This window comes from Geodermatophilus sp. URMC 64 (assembly GCF_053502555.1).
The window spans coordinates 592893-611755 of record NZ_CP199955.1 but is presented as its reverse complement, the minus strand read 5'-3'; the positions used below and the strand labels follow the sequence as shown (position 1 = coordinate 611755).

Here is an 18863-nt window from a genome sequence, read left to right as displayed (position 1 = left end):
GCGGCATGGCCCGCCAGGGATGGGCGCGGGCCGCGTGGATCGTCCCGGCGATCTGCGCGGCCCTGCTCCTCGCCGCCTTCCTCTTCGAGCAAAGCACGGCCACCCGCGTGTTCGCCGACGTGGAGGTGCTGGCCAACGTGCCACTGTCGGTGGGCTTCTCCCTCGTCGGCGCGCTCATCGTGTCGCGGCGGCCGGGTAACCGGCTCGGCTGGCTTTTCCTCGGCTCGGGGACGGCGATGGCGCTCGTCCTGTTCGTCTACGAGTACGCGGCGTACGGACTGGTCACCTCGCCGGGTGCGGTACCGGGGGCCACCGCGGCCGCCTGGGTCTCCTCGTGGATTTGGGCGCTCGGCTTCGCGCCACTGTTCACCCTCGGTCTGCTGCTCTACCCCGACGCAGCGCTGCCGTCCCGCCGTTGGCGGTGGGTCGCGATCCTCGACGTCGTCACCATCAGCTTCCTGGTCCTGTCCGGGGCGCTCATGCCCGGCCCGTTCCTCAACCACCCCACGGTGGACAACCCGCTCGGTCTGAACGATGCCGGGCCTGCGCTGATGGCCATCAGCTCGCTCGGCTTTCCCTTGGTCCTTTTCGGGCTCGCGGCCAGCATCACGGCGCTGGCCGTCCGATGGAGGCGTGCGGCGCCGGGCGGGCTCGAACGCCGTCAGGTGGTCCTCCTGCTGGTGGCGGCGACGCTGTGCCTGGCGGTCATCGGGTCTCCCGAGGACGCCGACCCCCAGCCCTGGATGGCGGTCGTCGCCCTGACGGCTCTGACGCTGGTGCCCGCCGCGATCGGGCTGGCCGTGGTCCGCCACCGCCTGTACGAGATCGACGTCGTCCTCAACCGGTCACTGGTCTACGCCGGGCTGACAGGCGCGATCGTCGCGGTGTACGTCGCGCTGGTCTGGGTGCTGGGCCGGCCATTGGCCGTGGATGCCTGGGCCGGCGCCGTCGCCGTGGGGATCATCGGCGCGTTGGTGCTACCCCTGCGCACCGGCCTGCAGCGGCTGGTCGACCGGGGCATGTACGGCGACCGGGGCGACCCCTACGCCGCCCTGTCCCGGCTGACCGCCCGACTGCAGGCGGCCGCCGCACCCGGCGCGGCCCTCCCTGCGCTGGCCGAGGCGATCGCGGGGTCGCTGCGGCTGCCCTACGTGCGGGTAGAGACCGCGAGCGGCGACTCCGCCGAGCACGGTGTTCCCCGCGGCGGCCCGGTGCATGAGATGCCGCTGGATCACCAGGGGCAGCGCGTAGGCCGGCTGGTGCTCGAGGGCCGCGACCGGCGGCCGGTGTCGGCCCGTGACCTGCAACTGCTCACCGAATTGGCCCGCCTGGCCGGGGCCGCCGTCTCCGCCGCCGCGCTGGCCGATGCACTGAGCGCCTCCCGCGCGCGGCTGGTCCAGGCCCGGGAGGAGGAGCGGCGCCGGCTCCGCCGCGATCTGCACGACGGGATCGGTCCCACCCTGGCGGGAGTCGCACTGGGCCTCGACCTCGTCGCCGCCCGTCTCGAGGACCCCGACGCGGCGAAGACACTGCTCAGCGAGCTGAAGGGGGAGACCGCCACGGCCGTCGACGACGTCCGGCGGCTGGTGCACGGTCTGCGGCCACCCGCCCTCGACGAGCTGGGATTGCTTGGCGCGCTGCGGCAGCAGACCGACCGCCTGGCGCTGCGTAGTCCGGGCCTGGAGATTCGGGTGGATGCCGCCGCCGACCTGCCGCCACTCAGCGCGGCGACCGAGGTCGCGGCGTATCGGATCGCCGTCGAGGCGGTGACCAACAGCGTCCGGCACGCCGGCGCCCGGACGTGCTGCGTCTCGGTCACCGCCGACAGCGCACTGCACGTGAAGGTGGTCGATGACGGCGCCGGCATCCCGGCCGGTGCGCCGGCCGGGATCGGGCTCGGCGCGATGGGCGAACGGGCCGCCGAGGTCGGCGGGGTGTGCACGGTGGCCCCCGCCGGCGGCACGGGCACCCGCGTGCACGCCATCCTCCCTCTGGACCTGCCATGACCAACGGGGTTCGCATCCTCGTCGCCGACGACCACCCGCTCTACCGTCGCGGTCTGGCGGCCCTGCTCTCGGCCCACGAGGGGTGGGAGGTCGTCGCAGAGGAAGCGGACGGCGTGGATGCAGTCACCGCCGCACACGCCGAGCAACCCGACGTCGTCGTGATGGATCTGCGCATGCCTGGCCTCGACGGCATCGAGGCGACTCGGCGCATCGTCGCGACCAGCCCGCACGTCGCCGTCCTGGTGTTGACCATGTACGACGACGACGCCTCAGTCTTCGCTGCCATCCGCGCGGGCGCCCGGGGGTACCTGCTCAAAGGGGCCGACCAGGTCGAAATCGTACGGGCGGTTGCTGCGGTGGCCTGCGGGGAGGCGATCTTCGGGCCGTCGGTGGCCTCCCGGATCATCGAGTTCTTCGCCGCGCCCCGGCCGCGGGGCACCGAGGTCGTCTTCCCGCAGCTGACCGCCCGTGAGCACGAGGTGCTGGATCTCATCGCGGCAGGTCGGAGCAACGCCGAACTCGCCGCGATCCTCGTGCTGAGCCCCAAGACGGTCCGCAACCACGTCTCGAACATCTTCACCAAGCTGCAGGTCGCCGACCGGGCCCAGGCCATCGTGCTCGCTCGTGACGCGGGGCTCGGCCGCTGAACCAGAGTCGGAGGCCAGCATGTCCGCCCCCTCCCGCTCCGTGCAGCGGTGCCAGACCAGCGCCACCTCCGCGCCATCGACGCCAGCTCAGACCGGACTCGGCGCCGTGCCACCCTGACTCGTGCAGTGGACCGTCGGTCGGCGCGCGAACTGAGTAGCGCTCTGCGATCCCGGGCAGAGCGGGTGGTCCCTGAGTGCACCGTCATGGGGTGCCGCTTCCACAACTCGAGCTGCTCCCTCTAACCCGCTTCCGTCCGACTGCGGCGCGGCGGGGAAGGGTGGGCCGGAGGCCTATCCCGTAGGGACGCGGAGCGCCCTTCCGGCGCCGCGCCGCAGGCGGCAGGCTGATCTGGGTGGGGAGCTGAAGCCGCGTCTCGGGCACGGTGAGAGGGCGTGAACGCATGCGATCTCAGTCCGCAAGCAGTCCGCAGAACGGCCAATCGCGGCAGTCAGCAGCTGACGACGACAGACGACAAAAGCGCAGCTCGGCGACGCTTATCGTCGACGACCCCACGTAGTCCGACGCCGGGAAGTAGTTCCAGCTCAACGTTTCGCACGTGTCCCGGGGCAATCGGCGTGACGCCGCCTGTCCGGCCTGCTGAAGGCGTTCGTCGACTCAACCCGACCGCGGGGGCTGGCGACGTCGTCTGCACGCTCATAGCCGCGACACCCGCCGGCACGGCCAGCCACGGGTTGTCTGGATTGGGGACGCCCGGGACTGCGCCAAGCGCCCAGTCGGGGGCGGGCGACCCGGGCCACCGAGCCGAAGGGGACGCCCCAGCCGTCGTCGCCGGCCGGCCGGGCGCCGTGTAGTCGATGGTGGCCGTACCGCTCAGGTGTTGCGCATGGCCGGGTGACGGCGCTGGAGCGGATTCTGCGGACCTGGCGGCTCTTGGGCCACGCCGCCGGCTCCCACCCGTCTGCCCGGAGCGACTGACGTGCCGGCTCAGGACTCGGGACCGTCCTGTTGAACTTCACGTTCGGGGATTTCCTCGACGGTCACCGGCAGGGGTGAAGCTGGCCCGAAGACCCTGGCGGCGGCCGTGATCGTGCCCTTCAGGACGTACTGCATGTAGTTGGCGGCGGCCAAGGGCCCCACGCCGAAGGGTAAAAGCCCGGCCAGGAGCGGCGGTCCGACCGCCAGCGCCCACGCTCGGAGGATCTCCGACTGGGAGGCGGCGATCGCCTGCCGCTCTTCCGCCGTCAGGGCGGCCAGGGCGTCGTACGAAGCGGGCCTTCCCAGCAGCGACGCGTGGGGTCCCAGGATGGCGTCGGGACGGATCCTCCCGGTCTTGTCGAGCTTTACCGCCCCGTCCGTGAGGACCAGGAGGACGGCGATGCGTGTGAGTTCCGGGTCCGTGAGGTCTCTGTCGTAGAGCAGTCCGACCTTGACTGCCGCACTCACCGCCTCTTTCAGGACCTCCCTCAGGGCGACCGGGACTGCCGCTGCTGAGATCGCCGTTCCGACACCCGGCAGGATCGACGGCAGAGAGTAGGAGACCGCTCGCGCCGCCCTGATCCGGTTTCCGCGCGTCACCTGGTTGACCAACTCTCCCGGCGCAACCAGGGGCTTGCCGGCACGGACCTTGTCGACGGCCTTCTGGGCCTCCTCAAGGGAGGGTTGGAGAGTCCGGTTGATCAGGGCCATCGCACGTTCGACGGTCGCCTCGAGGTCGAACTCCGGCTTCGGGAGGTTGAAACCGCTGCTCATGTAGGTCTCCTGTTCGTTGGGCCCTTATGGAGGATGTCAGCCGGCCCCTCCCCGTAAGGAACCGCAGGGTCCGACCCGTCGATGAGGCGGTGAGTACCCACCTCTTCACACGAGGCCGGGGCGGTCCACGGGATGACGAGGGCGGCCCGTTGCCAGAGGGATCCGGCACGCTGGGACACGCATACCTCGCTACGGAGGTCCTCAGGGACGGCTCGATCACCCGCATCACGCTGAGCGACGGCTCAACCCGCTATCGCGACGCAGGCGGCCGTCAGCATGAGAGGCGGTTTGCGCGGAAGGTCGACGCCCAGCGCTGGCTCGACGAGGCGACGTCGGCTCTGGTCACGCAGACATGGACGGCGCCGGAGCGAGGCCGGATCACCGTCGCCGACTGGGCCGACCGATGGCTGTCCTCGCCGACCGGGGTCAAGCCGAGCACTCTCTACCGGTACGGGAACCTGCTGCGGACCCACGTGCTGCCGTCGTGGGGTCGGCACCGGCTCGCCGACGTCACCCACGCCGACGTCGCCGTGTGGGTGGCTGAGCTACTGAGGCAGGGATCCGCCCCGGGCACGGTCCGCCAGGCCCACCGCGTCTTCTCACTCCTCCTGGGCCTCGCCGTCCGCGACGGGCGCATCCCCCGCAACCCGGCCGAGCGCGCACCCTTGCCCCGAGTGACGCAGCAGGAGCCGAGGTTCCTCACCCATGACGAGGTCGAGCGGCTCGCCGACGCGGCGGGTGAGGACGGGGACGTCGTCCGGCTGCTCGCCTACACCGGACTGCGCTTCGGCGAGATGGCCGCCCTGCGGGTGCGACGGGTCGACTTCCTCCGGCGCCGGCTCACCATCGCCGAGGCGGTCACCGAGGTCGGCGGGCGGCTGGAGTTCGGCACACCGAAGACCCATCAGCAGCGGACCGTGCCCCTGCCCGCGACCCTCGCCGAGTCGCTGGCCCGCCACTGCGAGGGCAAGCAGGGCGAGGACCCTGCTGATGACTACGGCCAGCGGCACGGTGCTGCGGCTGCGGAACTGGCGTCGGGCCGTCTTCGATCCGGCGGTCCGGACGGCCGGGCTGAGCAACGTCACCCCACACGACCTCCGGCACACCGCCGCCTCTCTCGCCGTCGCCAGCGGCGCGACCGTCAAGAGCGTGCAGCGGATGCTCGGGCACGCCTCGGCGGCCATGACGCTGGACGTCTACTCCGGCCTGTTCGACGACGACCTGACCGCGCTGGCCGACCGGATGGACGCCGCCGCGCGGGCGGCCGCGGAGGCGCGTGTGGGCGCGGCCCCCGACCGAGACTCCAGCGAAGGGAAAACGCGCAGGTCAGCGCGGTGGGCCCCGTGGGGATCGAACCCACAACCCGCGGATTAAAAGTCCGCTGCTCTGCCAATTGAGCTAGAGGCCCGACTGGGATGCGGACATCCGGACAACCGCGCGTGAGCCGGCATCCCCGCAACCCGGTGCGAGGCTACCGCTGGGGTGTGGCGCCTCCGCAGGTCAGTTCGGAGGCGCGGTCAGCCCGCCCTGCCCGGGCATGTCGGCGCAGCGGTCCGGGTGAGCTCCTGGGACGTGAGGAGGCGTTCCAGCGCATCGGCGGGCAGGGCGGGGCTGATGACGAAGCCCTGCGCGCTGTCGCATCCCAGGGTGACCAGCTCGTCGAGCACGGAGTCGGTCTCCACGCCCTCGGCGATGACGCGCAGGCCCAGCCGGTGCCCGAGGTCGATGACGGCCTCGGTGATGACACCGTCGCAGGTGTGGTCGAGCAGCCGGCTGACCAGGCTGCGATCGATCTTCAAGGCGCTGACGGGCAGGACCCGCAGGAAGCCCAGGCTGGTGTTGCCGGCGCCGAAGTCGTCGATGCTCACCTCCACCCCGCGGGCCCGCAGCTGACCGAGGACCTGCGCGGCCAACTCAGGGTTCGCCATGAGGACCGTCTCGGTGATCTCCAGTTCCAGGAGCGACGCCGGTAGGTCGGCACCGGCGACGATGGACAGCACGGTGGCCGGCAGCGCCGGGCTGAGCAGGCTGCGGGCGCTGATGTTGACCGCCACGGTCAGCGGCATCCCCGACCGGCGCCAGCGCGCGGCCTGGTGCGCCGCCTCGCGCAGCACCCACCGGGTCAGCGGCTGGATCAGCCCGGTCTGCTCCAGCAGCGGGAGGAATTCTCGCGGCGGCAGCAGACCCCGGGTCGGGTGCTGCCATCGAACCAGCGCCTCCACGCCGTCGATCCGTCGCTCGGGCAGGGCCAGCTTGGGCTGGTAGTGCAGCACGAACTCCCCGCGGTCGAGGGCGCGGCGCAGCTCTGCGATCTGCTGCAGCCGGTCGACCGAGTGCCGATCGAAGGTGGGGTCGTAGAGCAGGGTGCCCTTGGGCCCCCGCTTGGCCCGGTTCACGGCGATGTCGGCCCGGCGCACGAGTTCCATGACGTCCTCGCCGTGCTGGGGAACCAGGGCGACACCGATGCTGGCGTCGACGGCGAGCTCGACGTCGTCGACGCGGAACGGGGCGCTGCGAAGCCGGTCGAGCAGTTGCTCGGCGCGCAGCCGGGCGGAGGTCGCGTCGGGCAGATCGGTCAGCAGGACGGCGAACTCGTCACCGCGCAGCCGCGCGACCAGATCCCCGCCCCGGACGTAGCTCCGCAGGGCTCGGGAGACCTGCCGCAGCAACTCGTCACCGGCCGGGTGACCGAGGCTCTCGTTGACCGCCTTGAACTCCGCCAGGTCGACCAGCATCAGTGCGGCCGGGCGCCCCGGCGTGGCGGACGAGACTGCGGCGGCGGCGGATTCGACCAGCGCCTCCCTGGTGGGCAACCCGGTGAGCGCGTCGATGCGTGCCCGCGACTCGCCGTGCAGCAGCCCCCGGCGCAGCCACAGCAGCCCGGCGACCAGCAGTGCGACGCCGACGACGAGCACTGTCTCCTGCGGCTGGGACTCGGGTGCGTACCGGGACCACACCATGCCGGCGAGCACGAGGGTCGGGACGACGACGGCGGACGTGCGCGACAACAGCAGGCGCCGCATCCGCGCGTCCTCCGGTACGAGGTCATGGCGCCTCGACGTGGCGGAGGGGAACGGCAACGACTTCTCCTGGCAGACGGAACGGGGGGCCTCAGTCGCCGCAGCGCGGCACGGGCGAGCACCGGCCGACCGCCCGCGGAGCCAAGGCCCGCACCTGCTCGCCGTTCAGCCGGCAGCCACGCGGACAGTCGAACTCGACCGGTCGCCCCGCTCGCCAGCCGACGGCGGCCGGCCGGTGACAGATCGGGCAGTCCTCCCAGGAGATCCGTTCGCTCGTTTCCATCTCTTCCCTGCGCTGTCCGGGGACACGTCGGCGATGACCTGACTCAGCAACGTAGGGACCCGCCGGCCATGGGGCGATCCGCTCAGCGCGGTCGTCGTCCGGAGAACGCGGCCGCAGTATGGGTACTGCCCGGGGCAGTCCTTGCGGCGAGCGAAATCGGGAGGCCGACCCGATGTCCGAGGCGCCGACTCCTTTCGCCTCGCACTTGTGGCTGGAGACCAGCGATCTCGACGAGGTCCGGGAGCAGATGAGCCAGGTGCTGCGCCCGCACCGGCTGACAGTTCTCCGCGGAGGTTCGCAGCTGCGGGTCGTCCAGTCCATGGCCCAACTGGGCGGCACGACCTTCCTCTACGTCGACCACGACGCGGACATGCAGGTCTCGGCGGACGACCTGGGTTTCGTGCTCGTGCAGATCCCGCTCGCCGGTAGTGCGATCGTCCGTGCCGGCATCAGGGAGGTCGTGGCCACGCCGGAGGTGGCCGCCGTGAGCGCGGCGACGGACGCGCCCTCCTTCCGGTACCTCGCACCCAATCCCCGGCTCATGATCCGCATCGACCCGCAGTTGTTGGAGTCCCGGCTCGCGCTCGCCCTGGGCGATCGCCCACGACGACCGGTGCGGTTCGACCAGGCGATGGATCTCACCTCTCCCGGGGGCGGGTCCTGGCGCCGGCTGGTCGACACGATCGTCGCCGACCTCGACAGCGGCGGTCCGATCAGCCGGTCCCCGCTCGCCGCGACCTCGCTCGAGCGCGCGCTGGTCGACGGACTGCTCGCGGTCCACGCCGGCTCCCTCTCCGAACGCATCCGCGCCCCCGGGACGCCGACGCGTCCCCGCTCCCTGAAGAAGGCTCTGTCGCTGCTCGAGGACCACTGTCACGAGCCGTTGACCACCGCCGACGTGGCCGAGGCGGTCGGGGTGAGCGTGCGGTCGCTGCAGGAGGCCTTCCGGACTCATCTGGACACGACGCCGATGGCACATCTGCGTGCCGTGCGCATGAGCCGCATCCATGCCGAACTCGTGGCCGGAGGCGAACGCACCAGCGTCACGGACGTCGCCCTGCGCTGGGGTGTCACGCACACCGGCCGGTTCGCGCAGGAGTACCGCCGCATGTACGGCCAGTCGCCGTCGCAGACGCTCCGCCAGGGGCACTGACGGCGCGGCTAGGTCTCGCAGCCCGGGCGCTGCACCTTCTCGACGAGGTTGCGGGCGACGTCGCGCACCTTCCGCTGCGTCCGCTGCGACTGCTTGGCGAGCATGTCGAAGGCCGCGTCGGCGGATATCCCGTGCCGCCCCATCAGGATGCCCTTGGCCTGATCGATCACCGCCCGTGACTCCAGGGCGCGCTGCAGGCTGGCCGCCAGGTTGGCGGTGGTCGCGTAGAGGCCGGCGTTCGCCACGGCAACGCCGCGTACGAGGCGAACCCGGAGGCCACCTCCTGCGTCCCCTCGTCGAACCCGGTGTCGCCGATGCCGTAGATGTTCAGCGCTCCGATCATCCGGTTGTGGACGGGGAGCGCCACCGACATCGTGTGCGTGACGCCGAGGCTGTGCGCGTTCCGCGCGAAGTCCGGGTAGACGGGGCTGTGGGCGGTGTCGTCGATGGTGATGGTCCGGCCGGAGACCGCCGCGTCCATGCAGGGGCCGAACCCGGCGTCGTACTGCCGCTCGTCGAGGGTCGAGGCGAGCGGCCCGGTGAAGGCGACGCTGCCGGCCTTGCCGTCCTGCATGAGCGTCACCGACACCTCGGCCGCGCCGGGGATGGCCTGCTGGGCGAGCTCCGCCACCCGCCCCAGGATGTCGGACAACTGCTGCTCACCGAGCATGATCTTGCTCAGCTCCGCGAACGCGGCTCGGGGATCGCGTGACGTCTCGTCGCCGTCCCCGGTGTCGGGCGTGCTCACGGCGGACTCCGGTCCGTGACGGACTGCGGTCGAACCTCGCGACAGTCCGGAGAGTGACGTCGTCGACGACCCGCGAGGGAGCAGCCGGGACGACAGCCGGGGGGCCGAGCTGCTGCGGCCCCCGGGAGCCAGAGGTCGGGACGGGCGCCAACCCGCCGTACACGGGACCGACCTGTCCGGGCCAACGCTACGCGCGTCCCGACCTGGGCGCGTAGCTCCAGGAGCAGGCACAAAGGGGTGGTCGCGGGCCCCTGACGGCGGAATAGTGGCGGCCGTCCCGGCCCAGCACGCAGCCGCGGCGTCGCCCCACCCCGAGGATCCCGGTGGTCCCTTCCAGCGCTCCCGTCTGCCCGCTGACCGTGATCGCCTGGCGGCTGGGCGGCATCCCCCAGGCGGCCCTGTGGTGGCGGTACGTCGACCTCGGCGGCGACCGGCCCCGCGACCAGCTCGCCGCCTACCTCCAGGGCGCCACGTCGTGGCCGGCCCCGGAGCACAACCTCCTCGCCCAGGCCCTCGACGAGCGGCTGTGGGAACTCGGCTTCCCGAGCCTGGCCCCGCACCGGGCGATCGAGGGCGACCGGCACGGCGTCGGCTCGCCGGCCGAGCCCGAGGGGAACACCGCGGCGTAGGCCCCGGTCGGGGGCCACGGCGCGTCACCGGTTGGGAAGAGTCCACCCGTTCAGGGGATGCCGGCGAGGCTCGCCGGTTACGTAGCGTCATCGGCGCTCGAGCACAGCTCGGCCACAGACCCCGGCCCGGCTCCCGTTCCCCCCGGGAGGCCGGGCCGGCCTGGTTTCCGGCGAGGGTCAGCCGCAGACCCGGTCGACCATCGCGGCGAGCGCGTCCTTGTCCCCGCCGTCCAACGGCAGGTCGACCGGCACCTCGTCCTCCTCGCCGACGGTCACGCCCAGGACGAACAGGTACGGCTGCTTGGTCTCCGCGAGCACGTGCGGATCGCAGCTGGCAGGCGCGAAGACGATCTCCGCCGACGCGCTCTGCGCGCCGTCCTCCAGCGTCAGCGGCAGGTCGACCGACGGCTCGACGAGGACGCTGCGCGCCAGCCGGCCGATGGCGACCGGCGCGGCTCCGCTGCGGCGGGTCAGCGTGAGGGTGGCGGTGACGCCGTCCGGCTCGTCGCGCCAGCCGTCGACGGCGATGTCCACCACCTCGAGCACCCGGCGGGCGGCGCACTCCTCGTCGTGGATCCGCGTCAGGATCTCCGCGGAGAGGGGGACGCGCAGCTCCTCGGTCGCCCCGTCCGGCCGGACGACGGTCAGCAGCGCGGCGGCGGGCTCGGCGGCGACGTCGCACACCGGGTCGCCGAACGGCGTGGGCAGGTCGATCACCTGCCGCGGCGCGTAGGTCGCGGTCTCGGCCTTGACCGGCAGCGCGGTGAACCCGGGCGAGTCGATCGCCACCGAAGTGACGGTGAACGGCTGCTCGCCGGTGTTCGTCACGCGCACCTGCACCTGGCCGCCGATCGCCTCGTCGGTGCGCAGCCGCACCGCCTCGGCCTCGATGCCGGCGACCGGCGGCACGGAGGGTCCGGCCGAGAGGGACGCCGTCGTCCGGCCGGCCGGGGACGACGGGCCCGTGGCGCCTCCGGCCGACGTCCCGCAACCGGCGGTCAGCGCCGCGAGCAGCACGATCGCCGTCCGCCTCATGCCGCGGCAGCCTAGGCCGCGGCGGGGCTCACTGGTGGCGGCCGGGCAGCCGGGCCATCACCCGGCCGGCCTCCATGCGCGCCTCGAGTTTCTCCTGCGGGTTCGCGGCCGGTCCGCGCCGCGGCTCACCGTCGTCGAGGTCGAACGCCGAGCCGTGCCACGGGCAGACGAGGCACTCCGCGCCGCGGACCTCCTGGACCGTCCCGTCGTAGAGCGGCCCGGAGAGGTGCGAGCAGGCGCCGATGAAGACGTCGACCCGGGCGCCCCGCCGCACGGCGGCCAGCGGCACCGCCACGCTCGCGCCCTGGCCGGTCCGCAGCGTGGGCCGGCCCTCGGGGAAGTCGTCGAGCGGGCCGAGGTCCATCCAGTCGGAGCCCAGCGCCCGCGCCGCCGTCGCCGCGTGGGAGGCACCCGACGACTGCGCGTAGGACATGTGGCCCCCGATCGAGGCCGAGACGGTGGCCAGCCCCAGCCCGCTGTAGGACAGCGCACGGCCCAGCCCGCCGCGGCCGCGGCCGCGGGCCACCAGCGACCCGACGTACAGCCCGAGGGCCGCCGTGTTCAGCAGCGCATGCACCGCGCCGAGGCGGCGCACGCCCGTCTCCTGCTCCGACCAGTCCGCCGCGCCCGCCAGCGCGGCGGGCACCGCGGCGACGACGCCGGTGCCGATCATCGCGGTGGCGGCGGGCCGCAGCGCGGGCACGGCGTCGAGCACGCCGGCCGACAACCAGCTGCCCACGGGGACCTGCACGAGGACCGGGTGCAGCGGATGACCGAGCCACGTGCCGTGCAGGAAGTCCTTCAGCGCCTGGGGCTTCAGCACCGACAGCACGGCCCGTCGGGTGGGCTCGATCGCCTTGTCGAAGGTCGGCACGTCGGCGATCCGATCGAGGATTCCCATCACGCTCATGGCTGCCCTCTACCCCCGCCGACGTGCGGCGATGCCGACCGGTGAGTTGCGGCACACAGAACCGTCATAGGTGTGGGTGAGAGTTCCCACATCGGGTCCCGGAATGGTCGGCCGGGTCCGATGGATACACCTAGTTGCCAACAGCAACGAGACGCTCGACCGGGAGACCTGACATGACGTGCGCACTGATCCGCCGCCCGCTGGCGGTCGACGTGCCGACGTCGGTGCAGGACCGGTCCGGGCTGATCGAGCGCCTGGAGCGGGACGACGCCGTCGCGCAGTTCGCCCGGTTCGTGCTCGTCGGCGGCGCGTCCAGCGCCGTGTACGCACTGCTCTTCGTCGCCCTCGCGGACCTCGGCGACCAGCCGGCGAACCTGGTCGGCGCGATCGCCTCGTCCGTCCTGGCCAACGAGCTGCACCGTCGGCTGACCTTCCGCGCCGGCGGGCGGGTCAGCTGGTTCACCGCCCAGTGGGAGGGGGGCGGCCTGGCGCTGGCCGGCATGGCCGCCACCACCATGGCCCTGGCCTGGCTCGACGCCGTCAGCGACGACGCGAGCACGCTCCTCGGCATCGCCCTCGTCGGCGCGGTGACCGGGGCGGTCGGGCTGCTCCGCTTCGTCGCCCTGCGCTGGGTTTTCGCCCGGAGCTAACCTCGGCGGGATGAGCGACCCCGCCCCGGCTGCGCCGCCGCGGTGGGTCGCGCCGGCCCGGGTCGCCGGCCGCTGGGGGCTGCGGATCGCCGTCGCCATCGCCGGGGCCCTCCTCGGGATCCTGCTGGTCGGCCGCGTGCAGGCGCCGATCGGGCCGTTCGACGCGACGGTGGCCTTCCGCCCCGTCGGGGGCGGCGCGCAGGTCGAGATCCCGCCGCTCGGCGCCCTCGACGTCGACGCCTACGACGGGCCGCTGCAGCTGCAGATCCAGCTGACCCGGGTCGACGAGGACCGCGCCCGGGCTCTGGCCACCGACCCGTCGCGCCTGGACACGGTCGTGGACCGGGTCAGCGAGGACCTGCGCGCCGCCGTCGTCCGGCTGATCTGGACGACCGCCGGCGCGGGGCTCGCAGGTGCGGCACTGACCTCGCTGATCGTCCTGCGCCGCCGCCGTGAGCCGCTGATCGCCCTCGGAGTGGCCACCGCGGTGCTCGCCGGCAGCGCCGGGCTCGGTGCGGCCACCTGGCGGCCGGAGGCCCTGAGCTCGCCGACCTACACGGGCCTGCTGGTCAACGCCAACAGCCTGATCGGCAGCGCGCGGGACATCGTGGCCCGCTTCGACGCCTACCGCGCGTCGCTGGAGGACCTGGTCACCAACGTCAGCACGCTGTACGGCACGCTCTCCGCGCTCCCGGCGCCCGGCGGCACCGACGACACGGTGGCCCTGCTGCACGTCTCCGACCTGCACCTCAACCCGGCCGGCTTCGACCTGGTCGGGGAGGTGGTCGACCAGTTCCAGGTCGACGGCGTGCTGGACACCGGGGACATCACCGACTGGGGCAGCGCGCCCGAGAACAGCCTGATCACCGCGGTGGGCACGTGGGACGTCCCCTACGTCTACATCCGCGGCAACCACGACTCTGCGACGACGGCGGCACTGATCGCCGACCAGCCGAACACCACCGTGCTCGACGACTCCGCGGTCACCGTCGCCGGGATCGAGGTCGTCGGCGCCCCCGACCCGCGTTTCACGCCCGACAAGGACGCGCAGGACCCGGACACCGAGTCGCTCGAGCAGAGCGGCGAGCGCCTGGCCGAGTTCGCCGGCACGCTGGCCGATCCGCCCGCGATCGCGATGGTGCACGACCCCGCCACGGCGGAGCCGCTCGACGGCGAGGTCCCCCTCGTCCTCGCCGGCCACAAGCACGAGCGGGACGTCTCCGTGCTCGACGGCGGCACCCGGCTCATGGTCGAGGGGTCCACCGGCGGGGCCGGGCTGCGCGGGCTGCAGGGCGAGGAGCCCACGCCGCTGACCTGCACCGTCCTCTACCTCGACCCGGACACCGGCGACCTGGTCGCCTACGACGAGATCACCCTCGGCGGGCTCGGCGAGACCGAGGTGACGATCGAGCGGACCGTCGTCGAGCCCGCCGACGGGTCCGGCACGGACGGCACCGGCGGGGCCGACGGCGACGGGTCCGGCGGCGACGGCACGGACGGCGCGAGCCCCCCGGCCTCCCCGACCGGCTGACCCCGCCGACCTACGCTCGGGTCATGTCGACGACCCGCTCCGCGCGCCTGGCCGCGACCGTCCTCGCCGGCGGGCTCCTGCTCGCGCCGCTCGCCGGCTGCAGCTTCAGCTCCGACAGCGTCTCCTGCTCGGGCACCACGTGCTCCGTGACCCTGACCGGGGACGGCGCCTCCGCCGAGGTCCTCAACACCAGCCTGGCGCTGGCCGGCGTGGAGAACGGCCGGGCCACGCTGCGCGTCGGGGACACCGAGGTCTCCTGCGGGCAGGGCGAGAGCGTGTCGGCCGGCCCGCTCGCCCTGGAGTGCACCGAGGTGACCGAGGACGGGGTGACCCTCAGCGCCTCGCTCGGCTGACCCCCCGCGGTTCAGGAGTCGCGGACCTCGACGACCACGCGCGCGGGGTTGGACAGCGCGTAGACCCGGAACGGCACCTCCGCCGTCGTCCCGACGAAGGCGACCGCCGTCCCCTCGAAGATGTGGTCGTAGGCGACCTCGGTGACCGTCTGGGTGCCGGCCCCGGCCAGCGGGTTCGGCCCGTCGTACTCGGCCACGCCGGTGGTGTCGGGGATCTGGGCCCCGGTGAGCGTCACCTGGAGCACGGCGTCGCCGGCCACGTCGATCGGGTCGCCGCTGCCCTGCGAGGAGGCCTGGTCCACGTACCGGACGTCCCAGCCCGGTGTGCCCGTGCCCCCGACCTCGAACACGACCCGGTCGAAGCCGCCGTGCCGGCCGGTGCGGATGTCGCTGACGGTCACCTGCGCGTCGGCGGAGGCCTCCTCCGTGTCGGGCTCGGTGTTCGCGGGGAACGCCGGCGCGTCGGTGCTGCCGTCGTCGGGCCTCTCGGAGCCGCCCGTGGCGGTCGCCGACGCGGAGGCGGACGACGAGGACGACGGGGCCGACGAGACCGCCGATGAGCCCGAGGCGGTGTCGCTGCCGCCGTCGTCCCCCGACCCGCACCCGGCGAGCAGGGCGGCGGCGAACAGGGCTGCGGACGCGACACGGGCTCGGCTCACGGCGCACAGACTGACAGGGAGGACCCCTGCAGATCAGGGCCGACGCGCCGGTCCGTCAGGACGGAGGTCCCGTGTCGGCCGGGGTGGTGTCGGGCGGCCGCCGCGGGCCATGTATCGTTTGCCCTGCCCCCGGCGAACACGAGCCCCCATCGTCTAGCGGTCCAGGACGCCGCCCTTTCAAGGCGGTAGCACGGGTTCGAACCCCGTTGGGGGCACGCACCACAGCAAGGCCCTGTAGCGCAGTTGGTTAGCGCGCCGCCCTGTCACGGCGGAGGTCGCGGGTTCGAGTCCCGTCAGGGTCGCTCTCCGGTGTCACACACCGGTCGGGGCAGGTAGCTCAGTCGGTACGAGCGCTCGCCTGAAAAGCGAGAGGTCGGCGGTTCGACCCCGCCCCTGCCCACCCGTTCTTCCCCTGCGGGGTTGTCAGCACAGCTCCACGCGGGCCATGTGGCGCCACAGTTCCTGGTCGGTGTCGGAGAGGCTCTCCCACTCCGTGTAGCTGCTGGCGGCGTGCATCTCGCGCGCCCGCTGCTCCACCCGCGAGTCGGACATCATGCGCGCCCGCGTCTTGTAGACGGACATGTGGTGGATGACCGGGTTGGCCGAGACCTGCGGCTCCTCGACCTCGGACAGGTGCAGGAAGCCGGAGTTCGTCTGCACGACGTCGGGCTGACGGGGATCGGTCACAAGTCCTCCTCCACGGTTCTCGAGAACCGCCGCTGGTGTGAACGCGATCGGCATGACCCGGGGCGGACTGCACCCGAGCCCCACCGGATCCCCCCGAAGGGTGAGCCGAGCGGCCCACAGCACCCGCACAGAGCGGCCACGGCGCCCTCCGACGGCGCGCGCCGAGGCTGGCCGGCATGACCTCCTCCGCGCCGCACTCCGACCCGTACGAGCAGCTCCGCCCAGGCCGCCGCGTCCGGACCGTCACGGCCGCCGTCGCCGCGGCGGCCGCCCTCGGCACCGGCGCGCTGGCGGTCGGGCTGGCCGACCGGACCGCCACCGACGGAGCCGTCACGGCGAGCGACGCCTCCACGAGCGACGGCACCACGAGCACGAGTTCGTCGGGCGACTCGATCAGCCGGGCGCAGCAGGCACCCGGGAGCTCGAGCGGTTCCGGGTCGGTGGACGCCTCGAGCGGCGGTTCCTGAATTCAGTGAACCTTCCGGCCGTTCTCAGAGAATCCACAGGAAGCAGCGGCACAGTGATCGCCATGACGCAAACCGCTCCTTCCGGCGCCACGTCCCGCGCCCCGCTGACCCGGCCGGACGGCAGCCCGTTGCGCGTGCTCGCGGTCGACGACGAGTTCTCCATCACCGAGCTGCTGTCGATGGCGCTGCGGTACGAGGGCTGGGACGTCCGGACGGCGGCCAACGGGACCGACGCCGTCCGCACCGCGCGGGAGTTCCGGCCGGACGCGGTGATCCTCGACGTCATGCTCCCCGACATGGAGGGCCTGGAGGTGCTGCGGCGGCTGCGCGCCGACGCCCCGCTGCTGCCGGTCATCTTCCTCACCGCACGCGACGGCGTGGCCGACCGCATCGCGGGGCTGACCGCCGGCGGCGACGACTACGTGACCAAGCCGTTCAGCCTCGAGGAGGTCGCCGCCCGCCTGCGCGGCCTGCTGCGCCGGACCAACCGCGCGGTGGCCGACGACGGCCTGCTCGTCGTCGGTGACCTCACCCTCGACGAGGCCAGTCACGAGGTCACCCGGGGCGGTGACGAGATCCGGCTGACCGCCACCGAGTTCGAGCTGCTGCGCTACCTGATGCGCAATCCGCGCCGGGTCCTGTCGAAGGCGCAGATCCTCGACCGGGTGTGGCAGTACGACTTCGGCGGGCAGGGCAACGTCGTGGAGCTGTACATCTCCTACCTGCGGCGGAAGATCGACCGTGGCCGCGAGCCGATGATCCACACGCTCCGCGGTGCCGGGTACATGATCAAGCCGGCGAACAGTTGAGCCCTGGAGGTCGCATGTGGCCGCGGCGCCCGCAACGCTTGTCGTTGCGGGCTCGGCTGCTGTGGACCTTCCTCGTCCCGCTGGCCGTCGTCCTCGTCCTCGTCGGGGTCATCTCCACCCTGGTCCTGCGGTCCCAGCTGATCGAGCAGGTCGACGTGCAGCTCTCCGCCGCGGTCCAGCGGGGCACCGGCTCCTACGACGGGGACCCGCCGCCGCTCGACTACGACGACGACTACCACGGCCCCGAATCGCTCAACCGGCGCGGCCAGGGCGCCGGCACCCTCGCCGCGCAGGTCGCCCGCGGCAGCATCGTCTCCGCCGCGGTCATCACCGCCAGCGGGCACACCGACAACCTCGCGGACGACGAGTGCGGCGTCCTGGCCCACCTCCCCGCCGACGGCGAACCGCGCACCGTCGACCTCGGGGGCGGCTACGGCGACTACCGCGTCGTGGCCAGCACGGCGCCCGACGGGAACGTCCAGGTCACGGGCCTGCCGCTGGGCAGCTCCTACCGCGCCGTCAGCAACCTGATCACCGTCGAGGTGATCGCCGGGCTGGCCGGCCTGCTGGCGGCCGGGATCGCCGGCGCCCTCGTCATCCGGCGGACCATGCGGCCGCTCGAGCGCGTCGCGGGCACCGCCACCCGGGTCACCGAGCTGCCGCTGGCCAGCGGCGAGGTCACGTTGGCGGAGCGGGTGCCCGAGGGGGACACCGACCCGCGCACCGAGGTCGGCCGGGTGGGGACGGCGCTCAACCGGCTGCTCGACCACGTCGAGGTCTCGCTGCACGCGCGGCAGGCCTCCGAGACACAGGTCCGCCAGTTCGTCGCCGACGCCAGCCACGAGCTGCGCACGCCGCTGGCCTCGATCCGCGGCTACGCCGAGTTCTTCCGCCGCCAGCAGACCGACGGCCGCCCGCCGTCGACCGAGGACGTCGCGCACATGCTGCGCCGGGTCGAGTCCGAGTCACTGCGCATGTCGGCCCTGGTCGACGACCTGCTGCTGCTCGCCCGCCTGGACGCCGGCCGCGACCTCGAGCTCGGGGAGGTCGACCTCACCGTGCTCGTGCTCGACGCGGTCAGCGACGCCCGCGTGGCCGGGCCCGGGCACCACTGGCAGGTCGAGGTCCCGCCGGTCGCCGTCCTGCTGCCCGGCGACGCCGCCCGGCTGCACCAGGTCCTGGCCAACCTGCTCACCAACGTCCGCACGCACACCCCCGAGGGGACGACGGCAACGGTGCGGCTGGGCATGGAGGGCGGCACCGCCGTCCTGGAGGTGGCCGACGACGGCCCCGGCATCCCGCCGCAGCTGCAGGCTCAGGTCTTCGAGCGCTTCGCCCGCGGCGACGCCTCCCGCTCCCGCGCGGCAGGCAGCACCGGTCTCGGCCTGGCCATCGTCGCCGCGGTCGTCGCGGCGCACGACGGCACCGTGCAGGTCAGCAGCGGCCCCGGCCGAACGGTGTTCACCGTTCGGCTGCCCGGCGCCATGCTCGGCGCGCCGGAGACCGACGACGCCGACGACGCCGGGTCCGACCCGGTCTCCTGACCTCAAAGGGGCCGCACAGCG

Annotated in this window: 19 protein-coding genes, 4 tRNA genes and 1 pseudogene; 15 read left to right on the top strand and 9 right to left on the bottom strand. The window is 73.1% G+C overall.

The genetic code is table 11. From position 1 onward, the window contains the following. The first annotated feature begins 5 nt into the window (after positions 1-5). Together ACWIYF_RS03025 and ACWIYF_RS03020 are read left to right on the top strand one after the other, a co-directional pair. Positions 6-2006, top strand: a complete 2001-nt coding sequence (locus ACWIYF_RS03025) for a histidine kinase (RefSeq protein WP_448626639.1) — start codon at positions 6-8, stop codon at positions 2004-2006. Then, positions 2003-2653, top strand: a complete 651-nt coding sequence (locus ACWIYF_RS03020) for a response regulator (RefSeq protein ID WP_448626638.1) — start codon at positions 2003-2005, stop codon at positions 2651-2653. Before ACWIYF_RS03025 ends, ACWIYF_RS03020 begins: the two co-directional genes overlap by 4 nt. 946 nt (positions 2654-3599) lie before the next feature. Here the strand turns inward: ACWIYF_RS03020 and ACWIYF_RS03015 are convergent. Further along, on the bottom strand, positions 3600-4364 hold the full coding sequence (locus ACWIYF_RS03015; RefSeq protein WP_448626637.1) for a hypothetical protein: 765 nt from the start codon (positions 4362-4364) through the stop codon (positions 3600-3602). 26 nt (positions 4365-4390) lie between these two features. On the opposite strand from ACWIYF_RS03015, the pseudogene ACWIYF_RS03010 reads away from it, so the two are divergent. Together ACWIYF_RS03010 and ACWIYF_RS03005 are read left to right on the top strand one after the other, a co-directional pair. After that, positions 4391-5293, top strand: a pseudogene (locus ACWIYF_RS03010) (tyrosine-type recombinase/integrase); the annotation flags it as partial. A 61-nt stretch (positions 5294-5354) separates the two neighbouring features. Next, positions 5355-5738: a tyrosine-type recombinase/integrase gene (locus ACWIYF_RS03005; RefSeq protein WP_448628721.1), complete on the top strand. Its 384-nt coding sequence runs from the start codon at positions 5355-5357 to the stop codon at positions 5736-5738. Here the strand turns inward: ACWIYF_RS03005 and ACWIYF_RS03000 are convergent. Together ACWIYF_RS03000 and ACWIYF_RS02995 are read right to left on the bottom strand one after the other, a co-directional pair. Continuing rightward, positions 5700-5772, bottom strand: a tRNA-Lys gene (locus ACWIYF_RS03000). The two genes, ACWIYF_RS03005 and ACWIYF_RS03000, sit on opposite strands and share 39 nt — an antisense overlap. A gap of 109 nt (positions 5773-5881) precedes the next feature. Continuing rightward, a complete protein-coding gene (locus tag ACWIYF_RS02995) occupies positions 5882-7387 on the bottom strand; it encodes a putative bifunctional diguanylate cyclase/phosphodiesterase (protein WP_448626636.1) in 1506 nt (501 codons plus the stop codon). 452 nt (positions 7388-7839) lie between these two features. Between ACWIYF_RS02995 and ACWIYF_RS02990 the strand changes: the two genes are divergently transcribed. After that, positions 7840-8820: an AraC family transcriptional regulator gene (locus tag ACWIYF_RS02990; RefSeq protein ID WP_448626635.1), complete on the top strand. Its 981-nt coding sequence runs from the start codon at positions 7840-7842 to the stop codon at positions 8818-8820. Positions 8821-8828: 8 nt separating this feature from the next. Here ACWIYF_RS02990 and ACWIYF_RS02985 read toward each other — a convergent pair whose 3' ends face one another. Next, a complete protein-coding gene (locus ACWIYF_RS02985; protein ID WP_448626634.1) occupies positions 8829-8990 on the bottom strand; it encodes an ANTAR domain-containing protein in 162 nt (53 codons plus the stop codon). Beyond that, positions 8987-9568, bottom strand: a complete 582-nt coding sequence (locus ACWIYF_RS02980; protein ID WP_448626633.1) for a GAF domain-containing protein — start codon at positions 9566-9568, stop codon at positions 8987-8989. Before ACWIYF_RS02980 ends, ACWIYF_RS02985 begins: the two co-directional genes overlap by 4 nt. A gap of 323 nt (positions 9569-9891) precedes the next feature. Here ACWIYF_RS02980 and ACWIYF_RS02975 point away from each other — a divergent pair, with 323 nt between their 5' ends. Then, positions 9892-10197 (top strand): hypothetical protein, encoded by a 306-nt coding sequence (locus ACWIYF_RS02975; RefSeq protein ID WP_448626632.1) that lies wholly within the window; start codon positions 9892-9894, stop codon positions 10195-10197. A gap of 177 nt (positions 10198-10374) precedes the next feature. Here ACWIYF_RS02975 and ACWIYF_RS02970 read toward each other — a convergent pair whose 3' ends face one another. Further along, positions 10375-11232, bottom strand: coding sequence for a hypothetical protein (locus ACWIYF_RS02970; RefSeq protein ID WP_448626631.1), 858 nt, complete (start codon positions 11230-11232; stop codon positions 10375-10377). A gap of 28 nt (positions 11233-11260) precedes the next feature. Continuing rightward, complete coding sequence (locus ACWIYF_RS02965) at positions 11261-12142, bottom strand: DUF2231 domain-containing protein (RefSeq protein WP_448626630.1); 882 nt, start codon at positions 12140-12142, stop codon at positions 11261-11263. 173 nt (positions 12143-12315) lie between these two features. Between ACWIYF_RS02965 and ACWIYF_RS02960 the strand changes: the two genes are divergently transcribed. From ACWIYF_RS02960 to ACWIYF_RS02950, 3 genes are read left to right on the top strand one after another with little or no spacing between them, the layout of a single operon-like run. After that, complete coding sequence (locus ACWIYF_RS02960; RefSeq protein ID WP_448626629.1) at positions 12316-12792, top strand: GtrA family protein; 477 nt, start codon at positions 12316-12318, stop codon at positions 12790-12792. A gap of 10 nt (positions 12793-12802) precedes the next feature. After that, entirely contained in the window at positions 12803-14323 is a 1521-nt protein-coding gene (locus ACWIYF_RS02955) for a metallophosphoesterase family protein (RefSeq protein WP_448626628.1), read from the top strand. Positions 14324-14346: 23 nt separating this feature from the next. Further along, positions 14347-14676 (top strand): hypothetical protein, encoded by a 330-nt coding sequence (locus ACWIYF_RS02950; protein ID WP_448626627.1) that lies wholly within the window; start codon positions 14347-14349, stop codon positions 14674-14676. 11 nt (positions 14677-14687) lie between these two features. Here the strand turns inward: ACWIYF_RS02950 and ACWIYF_RS02945 are convergent, their stop codons facing one another. Beyond that, complete coding sequence (locus tag ACWIYF_RS02945; RefSeq protein WP_448626626.1) at positions 14688-15335, bottom strand: AMIN-like domain-containing (lipo)protein; 648 nt, start codon at positions 15333-15335, stop codon at positions 14688-14690. A 142-nt stretch (positions 15336-15477) separates the two neighbouring features. Between ACWIYF_RS02945 and ACWIYF_RS02940 the strand changes: the two genes are divergently transcribed. The 3 genes from ACWIYF_RS02940 (at position 15478) to ACWIYF_RS02930 (ending at position 15735) form a co-directional block, all read left to right on the top strand. After that, positions 15478-15550: transfer RNA gene (locus ACWIYF_RS02940), tRNA-Glu, on the top strand. A 13-nt stretch (positions 15551-15563) separates the two neighbouring features. Next, positions 15564-15637, top strand: a tRNA-Asp gene (locus ACWIYF_RS02935). Between the two features lie 24 nt (positions 15638-15661). Further along, positions 15662-15735: transfer RNA gene (locus ACWIYF_RS02930), tRNA-Phe, on the top strand. Between the two features lie 23 nt (positions 15736-15758). Here the strand turns inward: ACWIYF_RS02930 and ACWIYF_RS02925 are convergent. Then, positions 15759-16022 carry a hypothetical protein gene (locus ACWIYF_RS02925; RefSeq protein ID WP_448626625.1) on the bottom strand — a complete coding sequence of 88 codons (264 nt, stop codon included), beginning with the start codon at positions 16020-16022 and terminating at the stop codon, positions 15759-15761. A gap of 176 nt (positions 16023-16198) precedes the next feature. Between ACWIYF_RS02925 and ACWIYF_RS02920 the strand changes: the two genes are divergently transcribed. The 3 genes from ACWIYF_RS02920 to ACWIYF_RS02910 all read left to right on the top strand — a co-directional run bounded on the left by ACWIYF_RS02920 (position 16199) and on the right by ACWIYF_RS02910 (position 18842). Beyond that, positions 16199-16489: a hypothetical protein gene (locus ACWIYF_RS02920; RefSeq protein WP_448626624.1), complete on the top strand. Its 291-nt coding sequence runs from the start codon at positions 16199-16201 to the stop codon at positions 16487-16489. A gap of 62 nt (positions 16490-16551) precedes the next feature. Further along, positions 16552-17298, top strand: coding sequence for a response regulator transcription factor (locus tag ACWIYF_RS02915; RefSeq protein ID WP_448626623.1), 747 nt, complete (start codon positions 16552-16554; stop codon positions 17296-17298). 44 nt (positions 17299-17342) lie between these two features. Then, complete coding sequence (locus ACWIYF_RS02910) at positions 17343-18842, top strand: sensor histidine kinase (RefSeq protein WP_448626622.1); 1500 nt, start codon at positions 17343-17345, stop codon at positions 18840-18842. Positions 18843-18863 lie beyond the last annotated feature (21 nt).